The 13,703-nt window shown below is 66.1% G+C and carries 14 protein-coding genes and 2 tRNA genes; 10 read left to right on the top strand and 6 right to left on the bottom strand.

What is annotated here, in order from left to right:
* Positions 1-96 precede the first annotated feature (96 nt).
* Both M5I08_RS11035 and M5I08_RS11040 read right to left on the bottom strand, forming a co-directional pair.
* Entirely contained in the window at positions 97-1,671 is a 1,575-nt protein-coding gene (locus M5I08_RS11035; protein ID WP_219066640.1) for a glycoside hydrolase family 13 protein, read from the bottom strand.
* On the bottom strand, positions 1,671-2,066 hold the full coding sequence (locus M5I08_RS11040; RefSeq protein ID WP_219066641.1) for a globin: 396 nt from the start codon (positions 2,064-2,066) through the stop codon (positions 1,671-1,673). Before M5I08_RS11040 ends, M5I08_RS11035 begins: the two co-directional genes overlap by 1 nt.
* 134 nt (positions 2,067-2,200) lie before the next feature.
* Between M5I08_RS11040 and M5I08_RS11045 the strand changes: the two genes are divergently transcribed.
* The 3 genes from M5I08_RS11045 to M5I08_RS11055 are packed head-to-tail and all read left to right on the top strand — an operon-like array spanning position 2,201 to position 3,580.
* Positions 2,201-2,848 (top strand): HNH endonuclease, encoded by a 648-nt coding sequence (locus M5I08_RS11045; protein WP_219066642.1) that lies wholly within the window; start codon positions 2,201-2,203, stop codon positions 2,846-2,848.
* A gap of 47 nt (positions 2,849-2,895) precedes the next feature.
* On the top strand, positions 2,896-3,126 hold the full coding sequence (gene ctaJ / locus M5I08_RS11050) for an aa3-type cytochrome oxidase subunit CtaJ (protein WP_219066663.1): 231 nt from the start codon (positions 2,896-2,898) through the stop codon (positions 3,124-3,126).
* Complete coding sequence (locus tag M5I08_RS11055; RefSeq protein WP_219066643.1) at positions 3,113-3,580, top strand: DUF5130 domain-containing protein; 468 nt, start codon at positions 3,113-3,115, stop codon at positions 3,578-3,580. Before ctaJ ends, M5I08_RS11055 begins: the two co-directional genes overlap by 14 nt.
* Positions 3,581-3,678: 98 nt before the next feature.
* Here M5I08_RS11055 and pepN read toward each other — a convergent pair whose 3' ends face one another.
* Entirely contained in the window at positions 3,679-6,237 is a 2,559-nt protein-coding gene (pepN, locus tag M5I08_RS11060; RefSeq protein WP_219066644.1) for an aminopeptidase N, read from the bottom strand.
* An 87-nt stretch (positions 6,238-6,324) separates the two neighbouring features.
* Between pepN and M5I08_RS11065 the strand changes: the two genes are divergently transcribed.
* From M5I08_RS11065 to M5I08_RS11075, 3 genes are all read left to right on the top strand, one after another.
* Positions 6,325-6,936: a mycothiol-dependent nitroreductase Rv2466c family protein gene (locus M5I08_RS11065; RefSeq protein ID WP_219066645.1), complete on the top strand. Its 612-nt coding sequence runs from the start codon at positions 6,325-6,327 to the stop codon at positions 6,934-6,936.
* 98 nt (positions 6,937-7,034) lie between these two features.
* On the top strand, positions 7,035-7,514 hold the full coding sequence (locus M5I08_RS11070) for a ribose-5-phosphate isomerase (protein ID WP_219066646.1): 480 nt from the start codon (positions 7,035-7,037) through the stop codon (positions 7,512-7,514).
* A gap of 8 nt (positions 7,515-7,522) precedes the next feature.
* Complete coding sequence (locus tag M5I08_RS11075; protein WP_219066647.1) at positions 7,523-8,329, top strand: Fpg/Nei family DNA glycosylase; 807 nt, start codon at positions 7,523-7,525, stop codon at positions 8,327-8,329.
* Positions 8,330-8,334: 5 nt separating this feature from the next.
* Here M5I08_RS11075 and M5I08_RS11080 read toward each other — a convergent pair whose 3' ends face one another.
* The gene (locus tag M5I08_RS11080; RefSeq protein ID WP_219066664.1) at positions 8,335-9,537 is read right to left on the bottom strand and encodes a serine hydrolase domain-containing protein; all 1,203 of its coding nucleotides are present in this window, start codon (positions 9,535-9,537) and stop codon (positions 8,335-8,337) included.
* Between the two features lie 129 nt (positions 9,538-9,666).
* Positions 9,667-9,737 (bottom strand) — tRNA-Gly (locus tag M5I08_RS11085).
* A gap of 130 nt (positions 9,738-9,867) precedes the next feature.
* Between M5I08_RS11085 and M5I08_RS11090 the strand changes: the two genes are divergently transcribed.
* The 4 genes from M5I08_RS11090 (at position 9,868) to clpP2 (ending at position 12,761) form a co-directional block, all read left to right on the top strand.
* Positions 9,868-9,941: transfer RNA gene (locus tag M5I08_RS11090), tRNA-Pro, on the top strand.
* Between the two features lie 77 nt (positions 9,942-10,018).
* The gene (gene tig / locus M5I08_RS11095; RefSeq protein WP_219066648.1) at positions 10,019-11,428 is read left to right on the top strand and encodes a trigger factor; all 1,410 of its coding nucleotides are present in this window, start codon (positions 10,019-10,021) and stop codon (positions 11,426-11,428) included.
* A 95-nt stretch (positions 11,429-11,523) separates the two neighbouring features.
* Positions 11,524-12,129, top strand: a complete 606-nt coding sequence (locus M5I08_RS11100) for an ATP-dependent Clp protease proteolytic subunit (RefSeq protein WP_219066649.1) — start codon at positions 11,524-11,526, stop codon at positions 12,127-12,129.
* Entirely contained in the window at positions 12,126-12,761 is a 636-nt protein-coding gene (gene clpP2, locus M5I08_RS11105) for an ATP-dependent CLP protease proteolytic subunit ClpP2 (RefSeq protein WP_219066650.1), read from the top strand. Before M5I08_RS11100 ends, clpP2 begins: the two co-directional genes overlap by 4 nt.
* On the opposite strand, the gene mmuM is transcribed toward clpP2, so the two are convergent.
* Positions 12,762-13,631, bottom strand: a complete 870-nt coding sequence (gene mmuM / locus M5I08_RS11110) for a homocysteine S-methyltransferase (RefSeq protein WP_370328637.1) — start codon at positions 13,629-13,631, stop codon at positions 12,762-12,764.
* Between the last annotated feature and the right edge of the window lie 72 nt (positions 13,632-13,703).

Here is a 13,703-nt window from a genome sequence, read left to right on the forward strand (position 1 = left end):
GCACCGAGCCTTGATCATGGGGCGTAGCGCAACCACAATGGCAGGACAGCGTCGAGCTCACGGAAACCCAGCACCGTTCCAGTCGGTCGGGATTGCCTACACCAGCCAGGCGGCGCCATTCGGCGGCAACTTCCGGTCAACCAACGGCGTGCTCGTCAGAATTACCTCGCCGTCCGGCAGCGGCAGCGCCCACTTGCTGGCGTTCAGCGCGCAGCGCAGCCCATGATCACCGCGTTCAAACATCAACGTGCCGCGCGGTGATCGTAGCCACTCGACCCGCATGCCGGTGAATTCTGCATGGCTACGGCGTAATTCGAGTGCCCGGCGGAAGAATGCGAACGTGGAGTCGGGTTGGTTGAGCTGCTTTTCGACGGTCAGAGCAGCCCATTGCGGCGGCATCGGCAGCCAGGTTTCCGACGACGTGGAGAACCCGAACGGGGGAGTATCGCCGCGCCACGGTATGGGGATTCGGCAGCCGTCGCGGCCACGTACGGTGTGCCCCGAGCGTTCCCAGGTCGGGTCCCGCAGTGATTCGTCGGGCAACTCGACGGTGGGCAGGCCGAGTTCCTGCCCGTTGTAGAGGAACACCGCGCCCGGCAGGGCGAGCGTCGCCATCGCCATCGCCCGGGCTCGATCGAGTCCGGCGGCGCCCCCGCCGTAGCGGCTGGGGGCACGTGGGACGTCGTGGTTCTCCAGTGTCCATGTCGGAGCGGCGTTTTCAATCGCCGCCGCGGCCAGGGTGTTGTCAATCGCGTCGTGGATCTCGGCGGCGTCGAATTCGGCTCGCACCAGGCGGAAGTTGAAACCAAGATGCAGTTCGTCGGCTCGCAAGTACTGGGCCCAGCTGGCGTTGTCGAAAACCCAGACCTCCCCTATGGTCACCGCGCCGGGATAGTCGTTCATGACCCGGCGGATGTTGCGGTGAATCTCGTGCACGCCCGCATGGTTGAAGCGGGGATCGCCGTCGTTGAGCATCCGTGGCCGCATTTCGACATCGGTGTCCGGAAGGCCCGGCGGTTTGGCCATCCCGTGTGCGACGTCGATGCGGAAGCCGTCGACGCCGCGCTCCAGCCAGAACCGCAACGTTTTCTCGAGATCGTCGGATACCTCCGGGTTGTCCCAGTTGAGGTCCGGCTGTTCGACATCGAAGAGGTGGAGATACCACTGGCCCGGATTGCCGTCGGGTTCGACGACCCGGGTCCAGGACGGCCCGCCGAACACGGACTGCCAGTTATTCGGCGGCTTGCGCCCACCGGGTCCGCGACCGTCGCGGAAGATGTAACGGTCGCGCGCGGGGCTCCTCGGGCCCGCCGCCAGCGCGTCTTGAAACCACGGGTGCTGCGAGCTGGTGTGGTTCGGCACCAAATCCATCGTGATCTTGATCCCGCGCTCATGGGCTGCCGCGATCAGTCGCTCAAAAGCGGCCAGATCGCCGAACAACGGATCGATGTCCCGCGGATCGGAGACGTCATAGCCGTGATCGGCCATCGGGGACACGGTGATCGGGCTGAACCAAAGCGCGTCGACGCCCAGTCCGTCCAGATACTCCAGCCGAGACGCCGCCCCGTCGAGATCGCCGACACCGTCGCCGTTGCTGTCGGCGAATGACCGCGGATAGATCTGGTAGAACACCGCACGCGACCACCACGGCTCAGGTTGTTGGGAGCTCATCAGAACGCGGAATTGACCAGGGAGTGTGCGGCCATCTCCAGATACTCGACCAGCTCCTTGCGATGTGCGTCGTCGAGGGTGTCGGAGTCGATGGACGCGATCGCAGTCTGCATGCACCGCAGCCACGCGTCGCGCTCGAACGGGCCGATCTGAAACGGCACGTGCCGCATCCGCAACCGCGGATGGCCTCGGCGCTCGGAGTAGGTCCGCGGGCCGCCCCAGTACTGCTCCAGGAACATCCGCAGCCGTTCCTCGGCGCCCGCCAAGTCGTCCAGCGGGTAGACCCGGCGCAAAATGTCGTCTTCGGCGACCAGCTGGTAGAAGCGCGACACGATCGCGTGGAATGTGTCGGCGCCGCCGACAGCGTCGTAAAAGGATTGTTGTGTTTGTTCCATCGCCTCCATTGTGGAGCATCGGCGCCGACGGCCGGGCACGTGCACCCGCTGTTCACCGGATTGACCAGCGCGCCACTGGCCAATTTGGCGTGCGATCGCCGGCAAATCGTGGTGGACTGTTCGGCGGAGGATGTATGGCGCAGCGCAACAGACGCCGCAGCCACCGCAGTTCCGGTGCCGCGGCAGGTTTGACCGAGCCCGCGATCGGCCCATGTCTGCACAGCGTTCCCAGCGTCGACACCCACTCGCATGACAGCGGATCGATCTGGAATCGCCGGCGTGTGCTGCTGCTGAACTCCACCTTCGAGCCGCTGACCGCATTGCCCGTTCGTCGCGCGATCGTGATGCTGATCTGCGGCAAGGCCGACATGGTGCACGAGGATCCATCCGGACCCGTCATTCACTCGGCGACCAGGTCGATCGCCTTGCCGTCGGTGATCCGGCTTCGGTCTTACGTTCGGGTGCCCTATCGGGCCCGCGTCCCCATGACACGGGCGGCGCTGATGCACCGCGACCGGTTCTGTTGTGCGTACTGCGGAGGCAAGGCCGACACCGTCGACCATGTGGTGCCGCGCAGCCGCGGCGGCGATCACTCCTGGGAGAACTGCGTGGCCTGCTGCTCGACCTGCAACCACCGAAAAGGTGACAAATTGCTCACCGAGCTCGGCTGGTCGTTGCGGCTGGCGCCGACCTCGCCCAAAGGCCAGCATTGGCGGCTGCTGTCCACGGTCAAAGAACTTGACCCGTCCTGGGCGCGATACCTCGGCGAAGGCGCGGCCTAGCCCGACGTACCGATCGTCGGTGGGATACGGTTTTCGTCGTGAGCGGAATGGAAATCCACCTTTACGTCGTGGGAATCCCGTTGTTGCTGGTGATCGTGCTTGCCGCGCGGATCTGGTCGCATAAGGGCCCACACCCGGCGACCTACAAGCTGTCGGAGCCATGGGCGCATCCCCCGATCTTGTGGGCGGCCACCGACGAGAATTTCGGGCACGGGGCGCACGCCGGTCACGGGGCAGAGGAGTTCAGCGCGGGGGGTGGCGCCAGTGGCAAGTGGTGAGGTCGCAACCATCAGTCCCGCCGAGCTGCCCACCGGCTGGGTGATCACCACCAGCGGGCGGATCTCCGGGGTCACCGAGCCGGGCGAGCTGTCGGTGCACTACCCGTTCCCGATCAAAGACCTGGCCACCCTCGACGACGCGCTGACCTACGGGTCGCGGGCCGCGGGCGCGCGGTTCGCCGTGTACATCGGCGACCTGGGCGGCGACACCGCGGCGCGGGCCCGCGAGATCCTGGGCAAGGTGCAGACGCCGAACAACGCGGTGCTGATCGCCGTGTCACCCGACCAGCACGCGATCGAGGTCGCCTACGGCTCGCAGGTGCGCGGCCGGGGCGTCGAGTCGTCCGCGCCGCTTGGCGTCGCCGCCGCCGCGTCGGCGTTCGCCGACGGCGAGTTGATCGACGGCCTGATCAGCGCGATCCGGGTGATCAGCGCCGGCATCTCGCCGAGTTAGTCGCTTTTTCCCGCCGAGCGTGCGTGTTTGTACGCCACACGCCGTGAACGCCGGACAACTGCGCACGCTCGCCGAGGCGGCGGAGGGAGACCTTGTGGTCAGCCACCGTCGAACTGACGCGCCCGTAGCGACCGTTCCACACCGGCCCGGCCCTCGAGTACCAGCCGGCGCAGTGCGGCAGGCAGCTCGGGGTCGGCGAGGAACCGGTCAGCGGCGGCGATGCCGCCGTCGCCGATGTCCCACGACGGATACAGACCGATCACCACCGTCTGGGCGACCTCACTCGACCGGCGTTGCCAAACCCCACGTATCGCCGCGAAATAGCGCTCGGTGAACGGCTTCAGCAGCTCCGCCTGACCCGGCGCGACAATGCCGGCGATGATCGAGCGCCCGACGACGTTGGGCAGTGCGTCGTCCTCGATCACTTGCTGCCAGGCCCCTTCCTTGACGGCCAGCTGCGGCCGCGCCGCCGAGGCTTGCGCGCCGTGCCGCTTGCCTGCCGCCGTCGGGTCACGTTGCACCTCGGCGTCGATTACGCCGGTGTCGATCACGCCGGCAGTGGCCAGCGCCGTGACGATGCGCCAGCGCAGATCCGTGTCCACTACCAGCCCAGCCAGCCCCTGCCCGGCCAGGTCGCCGTCGAGCAGCGTCGACAGCACCGCGGTATGGCGCTCCGAGAGCACCGAGGAACACAGCGCGTTGACGAAGGCCAGCTGATGATCCGAACCCGGCTGTGCGCCGCGGGCCAGCTCCAGCAACCGGTCGGCGAACGCCGGCCAGCCCTCTGAACGCACCCAGTCGGGGTCGGCGTAAGAACCCAGCGCGGTCTGCGCCTGCAGCAGCAGCCGCTGCGCCACCCCCACTTCGGTCTCGGCCGCAACGCCGGCCGAGACCAGCGCCACGAAGTCGCGGGCACGCAGCTCGGCGTCGCGGGTCATCTCCCAGGCCGCCGACCACACCAGCGTGCGCGGCAGCGGCTCGGCGACGTCGGCGATGCGGCCCAGCGCGGTCTGCAAGGATCCGGGATCCAACCGAAGAGAGCAATAGGTCAGGTCGTCGTCGTTCACCAGGACCAGGCTGCCGCGCGAAACACCGGTCAGCGCGGGCACTTCCGTACTTTCACCACTGACGTCGAGCTCTTCGCGATGCGTCCTGACCAGCTTGCCGCTGCCATCGTCGTCGTAGACGCCCACCGCGAGCCGGTGCACCCGGGTCTCGCCCGCGCCGGGCGCCGCGCCGCTCTGGGTGACGGCGAACCGGGTGAACCGGCCAGCGGCGTCGACGTCGAAATCCGCCCGCAGCGTGTTCAGGCCGGTGGTCTTCAGCCACTGCCGGCCCCAGCCGGACAAGTCACGGCCGGAAGCCTTTTCGAGGGCGGTCAGCAGGTCGTCGAAGGTGGCGTTGTCGAACGCGTGGGCGCGGAAGTAGTCGCGCAGACCGGCCAGGAAGTGCTCCAGGCCGACATAGGCCACCAGTTGTTTGAGCACGCTGGCGCCTTTGGCGTAGGTGATGCCGTCGAAGTTGACCTCTACCGCGGCCAGGTCAGGGATGTCGGCGGCCACCGGATGCGTCGACGGCAGTTGATCCTGCCGGTAGGCCCACGACTTTTCGGCGTTGGCGAACGTCGTCCACGCGTGGCTGAATTCGGTTGCCTCGCTTTGACATAACACCGAGGCGAAGGTGGCGAACGACTCGTTGAGCCACAGGTCGTCCCACCATCGCATGGTGACCAGATCACCGAACCACATATGCGCCATCTCATGGAGCACCGTCTCGGCGCGACGCTCATAGGACGCGCGGGTGACCCTGCTGCGGAAAACGTAGTCCTCCAGGAACGTCACCGCTCCGGCGTTCTCCATCGCGCCCGCGTTGAACTCCGGGACGAACAATTGGTCGTATTTGCCGAATGCGTATGGCACGCCAAAGTTCTTGTGGTAGAAGCTGAATCCCTGCTTGGTCTGAGTGAACAGCCGCTCGGCGTCCATGAACTCCGCGAGCGTGGCTCGGCAGAAGATGCCCAAGGGTATCTCGCCGTGCTCATCGCTGTAGCTGTCATCCCAACGTGCGTACGGGCCCGCGATCAGCGCCACCAGGTAGGTGCTCATCCGCGGCGTGGCGGCAAACGTGTGCGTGCCGTCCGCCACGCTTACCGTGGCGCCGTTGGACACCACCTGCCAATGCCGTGGTGCGGTCACCGACAGGCCGAACGTCGCTTTGAGATCGGGTTGGTCGAAGCAGGCGAACATCCGCTTGGCATCGGCGGTTTCGAACTGTGAGTACAAATACACCTCGCCGTCGACCGGGTCGACGAAGCGGTGCAGGCCCTCGCCGGTGTTGGAGTACAGACAGTCGGCGTCGACCACCACGACGTTGTTTTTGGCCAGACCGGACAGCGCAATACCAATCGACTCGTCGTACCCGGACACGTCGAGGTCGCGGCCGTTGAGGGTGGCCCGGTGAACTTTGTCGGCGGCGATGTCGATGACGGTGTCGGCGCCGGGGAGGGCGTCAAACGTCACGGTGGTGATCGAGCGAAAGGTACGGTCGCCCGGTCCGCCGTTGCCGTTGGTGAGATCCAGATCGATTCGGTAGTCCTCGACGGTGATCAGCGAGGCGCGTTCGACGGCTTGGTCACGGGTGAGGTTCGGAAGTGCCACGTGTCCAACTTAAGCGGAAGGGAACAGGACCGCCGCGGCTAGGGTTGTGTTGGACGTTTAACCGAACCACCGAAGAGAGGACTCCGCATGCCTGAGAAGTCCGTTGCCGGTTTCTGGTTTGATCCGCTGTGCCCGTGGGCCTGGATCACGTCGCGGTGGATCTTGGAGGTGGAGAAGGTCCGTGACATCGAGGTCAATTTCCGGGTGATGAGCCTGGCGGTGCTCAACGAGAACCGCGAAGGTCTGCCCGACGAATACCGCGAACGGTTGGCGAAGGCCTTCGGACCGGTGCGCGTGGCGATTGCCGCCGAGCAGGCCCACGGCGCCGAGGTGCTCGCGCCGCTGTACACCGCGATGGGCACCCGCATTCACAACGAGGACAACAAAGACCTCGATGACGTCATCAAGCAGTCGCTGGCGGAGGTGGGTTTGCCGCCCGAGCTGGCCGACGCCGCGAACACCGACGCCTATGACGACGCCCTGCGCAAGAGCCATCACGCCGGGATGGATCCCGTCGGCGAAGACGTCGGCACACCCACCATCCACGTCAACGGGGTGGCGTTCTTCGGCCCTGTGCTGTCGAAGATTCCGCGTGGCGAGGAGGCCGGCAAGCTGTGGGACGCCTCGGTGACCTTCGCGGCCAACCCGCACTTCTGGGAGCTCAAGCGGACCCGCACCGAGAAGCCGGAATTCGACTAGATCAGTCCGGCGGCGACTCGCTGCGCCGGGCTTCGCCGCGCTTGCGATCGCCGCGCCCGCATTGCGCCGATGAGCGCCCGTGGGTAAGGATTGCGGGCATGCGCGTCTACCTCGGCTCTGACCATGCCGGCTTCGAGCTCAAGCAGCAGATCATCGATCACCTCAAGAAAACCGGGCACGAGCCGATCGACTGCGGGGCCTTCAGCTACGACGCCGAGGACGACTACCCTGCGTTTTGCATTGACGCCGCCACGCGCACAGTGGCCGACGCCGACAGCCTGGGTATCGTGCTCGGCGGGTCGGGCAACGGTGAGCAGATGGCAGCAAACAAGGTGCCGGGGGCCCGCTGTGCGCTGGCCTGGAGCGTCGAGACGGCGACGTTGGCCCGCCAGCACAACAACGCCCAGCTGATCGGAATCGGTGGCCGCATGCACACCGTCGAGGAGGCGCTGTCCTTCGTCGATGCCTTCCTGACCACACCGTGGTCGAACGCGCAGCGCCACCAACGGCGTATCGACATCCTGACCGAATACGAACGCACTCACCAGGCGCCGCCGGTGCCCGGCGCGCTGGGTTAAGACCAGGCGTGCCTGAAGGGCATGCCCTGCATCGGCTGGCCCGGCTGCACCAGCGCCGATATGCCGGTGCGCCAGTTGCGGTCTCTAGTCCGCAGGGTCGGTTCGCAGCGGCGTCGACCGCTGTCGACAATCGGGTGCTGCAACGTGCCACGGCGTGGGGCAAGCACCTGTTCCACCACTATGACGGCGGCTCCATCGTGCACGTTCACCTCGGCCTGTACGGGACGTTCACCGAATGGATCCGGTCGCCTGACATCGCGATGCCGGCTCCGGTTGGGCAGGTGCGGATGCGGATGGTCGGGGCCGAATACGGCACCGATTTGCGTGGGCCGACGGTCTGCGAACTGATCGACGAGGCGCAGGTTGCCGATGTGGTGTCTCGGCTCGGACCTGATCCGCTTCGTCGCGACGCCGATCCGGCACGGCCGTGGGCCCGGATTACCAAGTCGCGCAGGCCGATCGGCGCCCTGCTAATGGACCAGACGGTTATCGCCGGTGTGGGCAACGTGTATCGCAATGAGCTGCTTTTCCGTCACGGCATCGACCCGTATCGGGCCGGCCGGGCCATCGGCGAGGCAGAGTTTGATGCGGCATGGATCGATCTGGTTGACCTGATGAAGGTCGGTTTGCGCCGCGGCAAGATCATCGCGACACGGCCCGAGCATGACCACGGTGCGCCGTCGTACGGCCCGGGCCGGCCGCGCACTTACGTGTACCGGCGTGCCGGGGAGGCGTGCCGGGTATGCGGGACCACCATCCGCACCGCCGAGCTGGAGGGCCGAAATGTCTTCTGGTGCCCGACCTGCCAGAAGTAGACGGCTCAGCCCTTCTTTATCCCCAGCGCGGCGTAGATCTCATCGCTGAGGGCCACGCTGCGCGGGTCGGCGTTTGCCTTGGTGGCGTCGAAGCGGTTCATCACGTATGCGTAACCGATTCGGTGCTCGAGGTCGACGAAACCGAACGAACCGCCCAGGCCGCCGTGGCCGAAGATCCACGGGTTGGGGCCGTTGACGCAGCGCTGGTTGAGCATGTAGCCCAGGCCCCACCCGTGGTCGGCGACGCGCGGGCCGAGGACCAGATCGGTGTCAAGCCCGCCCTGCGACACCCGGATCAGATCCATGTGCCGGCGGCTGAGCAGTTGCTCCTGCGCCAACGCGTTGTAGAAGGTCGCCAGTCCCAGCGCTGAAACCTGTCCGTTAGTGCCCGGAAATTCGACCTCGCGCCACAGCTCGAGATCGTTGGAGCCCACCTCGTCATCGGGTGCAAACCCCATCGATACCGCCAGGCCGGCCTTGGGGTGTTCGGCCAGCGTGGTGGGATAGCCAGGCGCGTTGACGTCGGCCAGCATCTGGCGGATGTGCGGCTTTTCCACCAGATCGGCACAGCGGCGTTGTTCGGCGCGCGATAAGCCGATGTGCACCTGCGCGCCCAGCGGCTCGGCGATCTCGGTGCGCAGGTAGTGGCCGACCGTGTCACCGGTGACGCGACGAAACACCTCGCCGAGGATGAAGCCGAACGTGGTCATGTGGTAGCCCTGCGCGGCGCCCGGCTCCCACCACGGCTCGGCGGCGGCCAGCCGTTCACAGACCAAATCCCAGTCAGTGACCTGCTGCCACGGCATTCGCTTGCGCGGCCCGATCACCCCTGACCGGTGGCTCATCACCATGGCGATGGTGATGGCTTCCTTGCCGGCCTGCCCGAACTCGGGCCAGTAGCGGGCCACCGGCGCGTCCAGATCCAACTCGCCCTGCTCGACCAGTTGATGTACACACGTGCTGGTCAGACCTTTGGTGCCGGACAGCACGGTGGCCAGCGTGTCCACTCGCCATGGCCTGGTGCCCGCGGCGTCGGCCGTACCGGCCCACAGGTTGACGACCAGCTCGCCATCCGCCCACGCTGCGACTGCTGCGCCAACTTCGTTGCGCAGCACGAAGTTCTGCTCGAACGCGGCGCGTACTCGCTCGAAGCGCGGTGCGCATGAGCCTTGGACGTCGACGCCGGCTACGGCGCCTGTGTGCTGAATTCGTCGGCCTCCTCAGCTACGCCGGATTCGGCCCAATTCACCGTTGGCTGCACTCGTCGGCCTCCTGGGCTTCGGCGACCTGTTCAGCCCCCTTAGCGTAGCCCGCCATCGCGCCAAGTGCGCGGCTTGAGCGGGCGACGGGAATCGAACCCGCGTAGCTAGTTTGGAAGACTAGGGCTCTACCATTGAGCTACGCCCGCGTGTATTTGGTCGAGCGCGACTGTACGTCGCGGCCGACATCCTATCCAAATAATGATGCCGTGCCGTTACTTCATGGTGAGGCCGCTACGGGCTGCGGGTGGCTTGGTCGTAGGATCGTCGAGGTCACCGCGGGGTGTAGCGCAGCTTGGTAGCGCATCCGCTTTGGGAGCGGAAGGCCGCAGGTTCAAATCCTGTCACCCCGACCGGCGCGCCGCCGCCGACGGCCTTACCCGTTGGAAGACCAAAAGAACATCCACCAGTACTACCGAGGAGCAAACCCGTGAAGAGCACCGTCGAGCAGTTGAGCCCCACCCGGGTTCGCATCAACGTTGAGGTGCCTTTCACGGAGCTGGAGCCCGATTTCGACAAGGCCTACAAAGAGCTGGCCAAGCAGGTGCGACTGCCGGGTTTCCGACCCGGCAAGGCGCCGGCCAAGCTCCTGGAGGCGCGCTTCGGCCGCGAGACGATGCTCGACCAGGTCATCAACGAGGCGTTGCCCAGCCGCTACGGCCAAGCCGTGAGCGAATCCGACGTGCGGCCACTAGGCCAGCCCGACATCGAGGTCACCAAAAAAGAGTACGGCCAGGAGCTCGTTTTCACCGCTGAAGTCGACGTCCGACCTGAGATCGAGCTGCCCGACCTGAGTGCGCTGAAGATCACCGTGGATGCGATCCAAGTCAGCGACGAGGACGTCGACGCCGCACTGCAGTTCTTGCGCGCCCGGTTCGGCACGCTGAAAGGAGTCGAACGACCCGCCGCCACCGGCGACTTCGTCTCGATCGACCTGTCGGCCCACATCGACGGCGAGGACGTGCCCGAGGCGGCGGCGAAGGGACTGTCGCGCGAGGTCGGCTCCGGCCAGCTCGTCGACGGTCTCGACGACGCGATCGTCGGCCTTACAGCGGGGGAAAGCCGGACCTTTACCACCAAGCTGGCAGCCGGCCCGCACGCCGGGAAAGAGGCCGAGGTCACGGTGACTGTCGCCGCGGTCAAGGAACGTGAGGTGCCTGAGCCCGATGACGAATTTGCCCAATTAGCAAGCGAATTCGACACCATCGGCGAGTTACGGGCTAATCTGGCCGATCAATTGCGCCAGGCCAAGCGTGTCCAGCAGGCCGAGGAGATCCGCACCGCCACAGTGGACGCCCTGCTCGAGCAGGTCGACATGCCGTTGCCCGAAGCGATCGTCCAGGCTCACGTGGACAACACCTTGCACAACGCGCTGCACAGTCTCAACCACGATCAGGCCAAGTTCGCCGAAGTGCTTGAAAAACAAGGCAAGACGCGGGAAGAGTTCGACGCCGAAACCCGAACGAACGCCGAGAAGGCCGTCAAGACGCAGTTGTTGCTGGACGCGCTGGGCGACGACCTCGATATCCAGATCGCCCAGCAAGACATCACCGAACGGCTGGTGCTGATCTCGCGGCAATACGGCATCGAGCCCCAGCAGTTGCTGACCTACCTGCAACAGAACAACCAGCTGCCGGCGGTGTTCGCCGACGTGCGCCGCGGGCTGAGCATCGCCGCGGCGGTCGGGGCGGCCACCGTCACCGACAGTGACGGAAACCTCGTCGACACCGCCGAGTTCTTCGGCAAGCCTCCCGAGTCGGCGGCCGAGGAGGATGACATTGACGCCGACGACGTGAGGGCTGCGGCTTCGTCCGAGGAGCCGTCGGGCGACACGAAGTGACGCTGTGAGCGAACGCGGGGGCTTCAGGCAGTGCGCGGCGGCCGGAGTTGGTTAGTGTCGTGAATACGGAACTGAAAGAAAGCAGGTAACCCACCGTGAGCCGTGGGACTGAAATGCGCGCGAACGCGCAGGGTCTGAACCTCGTCGACTCGGTCTATGAGCGCTTGCTCTCCGAGCGCATCATTTTTCTGGGGTCGCAGGTCGATGACGACATCGCAAACCGGCTGTGCGCGCAGATCCTGCTGCTCGCCGCCGAAGACGCCAACAAGGACATCTCGCTATACATCAATTCGCCGGGCGGATCGATCAGCGCCGGCATGGCGATCTACGACACGATGGTGCTGGCGCCGTGTGACATCGCCACGTATGGGATGGGAATGGCCGCGTCGATGGGCCAGTTCCTCCTCGCCGCCGGCACCAAGGGCAAGCGTTATGCATTGCCGCATGCCCGCGTCCTGATGCACCAGCCCTTGGGCGGGGTGACCGGCAGCGCTGCCGACATCGCCATCCAGGCCGAGCAGTTCGCTGTCATCAAGCAGGAGATGTTCCGGCTGAACGCCGAATTCACCGGCCAGCCGATCGAGCGCATCGTGGCGGATTCGGATCGCGACCGCTGGTTCACCGCCGCCGAAGCCCTGGAGTACGGGTTCGTCGACCACATAATTACCCGCGCCGAGACCAACGGAGCCACATCGCTATGAACCCCGACCGCCAGCCCGAAGCGCGCTACATCCTGCCGTCGTTCATCGAGCATTCGAGCTTCGGCGTCAAGGAGTCCAACCCGTACAACAAGCTGTTCGAGGAACGCATCATCTTCCTCGGGGTGCAGGTCGACGACGCGTCGGCCAACGACATCATGGCGCAGCTGCTGGTGCTGGAGTCGCTGGATCCCGACCGCGATATCACCATGTACATCAATTCGCCGGGCGGTGGATTCACCTCGCTGATGGCGATCTACGACACCATGCAGTATGTGCGGGCCGACATCCAGACGGTGTGCCTGGGTCAGGCCGCCTCGGCGGCGGCGGTGCTGTTGGCCGCCGGCACCCCGGGCAAGCGGATGGCCCTCCCGAACGCGCGGGTGCTGATCCACCAGCCGTCGCTGTCCGGGGTGATCCAGGGCCAGTTCTCGGACTTGGAGATCCAGGCCGCCGAGATCGAGCGGATGCGCACGCTGATGGAAACCACCTTGGCGCGTCACACCAACAAGGACCCCGCGGTGATCCGCAAGGACACCGACCGGGACAAGATCCTGACCGCCCAAGAGGCTAAGGACTACGGGATCATCGACACCGTGCTGGAGTACCGGAAGCTGTCGGCGCAGACGGCCTGATCATCGGCGTAGGACGCGCGTCAGTTCGGCGATGTCGGCGGGGCGCACCCGGCAGCATCCCCCGACGATGCGCGCGCCCGCTGAAACCCACTGTGCAGCGAGTTGCGGCGAGAACCGGGACGGCCCGGTCCAAGCCCCTCCGTCCCAGCGCTCGCCGCTGTTGGGGTAGACGATCACCGGTTTGCCGATTTCCCGGGCCGGCTCGATCGCCGGCAGCACATCATCGGGTGCGCAGCAATTGACTCCGACCGCCACAACCTCGGGTACCCCGGTCGCCACGGCGAAGGCGTCGGCCAGCGGCTGACCGGCGCGGGTGTGTGTGCCCTCGATGGTGTAGCTAAGCCATCCCGGCACGCCAAGCGAGCCCACCAGATTCACCAGGGCCTGGGCCTCGTCGACGTCGGGGATGGTTTCCAGCGCCAGCATGTCGGCGCCGGCGTCCGCCAACACCTCCAACCGAGGCCGGTGCCAGTTCTCCAGCTGCCTAACGCTAAGTCCGTAGCGCCCGCGGTATTCCGAACCGTCGGCGAGGGCGGCGCCGTAGGGGCCTACCGACGCGGCCACTCGACGGTCGCCGCCGCCCGCTGCGTCGCGCGCAGTCTTGGCGAGCTTGACGCTGCGCCGAAGCAACCGGGCGGTGTCGCCGCGGCTGATTCCGGCGGCAGAGAAGGCGTCGAAAGACGCCTGATAGCTCGCCGTCGTCGCGATCATCGCCCCGGCGCGATAGAAGGCCAAATGCGCCGCGGTGATGGCGTCCGGGGCGTCTGCCAGCAGACGAGCCGACCACAACGCGTCCGAAAGATCGTGACCGCGTGCCTCGAGTTCGGTCGCCAGGCCACCATCGGCGATTAACGCCGTATGCTCGGCCACGGTGAATCCCACAGGTTTAATGTAGGGTCGCTGAGCAAGTTCGCCTCTCGGCCGCATAACGGCCGCGACACG

It is taken from the genome of Candidatus Mycobacterium methanotrophicum (genome assembly GCF_023515995.1).
In the GTDB taxonomy this organism is placed as follows: Bacteria; Actinomycetota; Actinomycetes; order Mycobacteriales; family Mycobacteriaceae; genus Mycobacterium; species Mycobacterium methanotrophicum.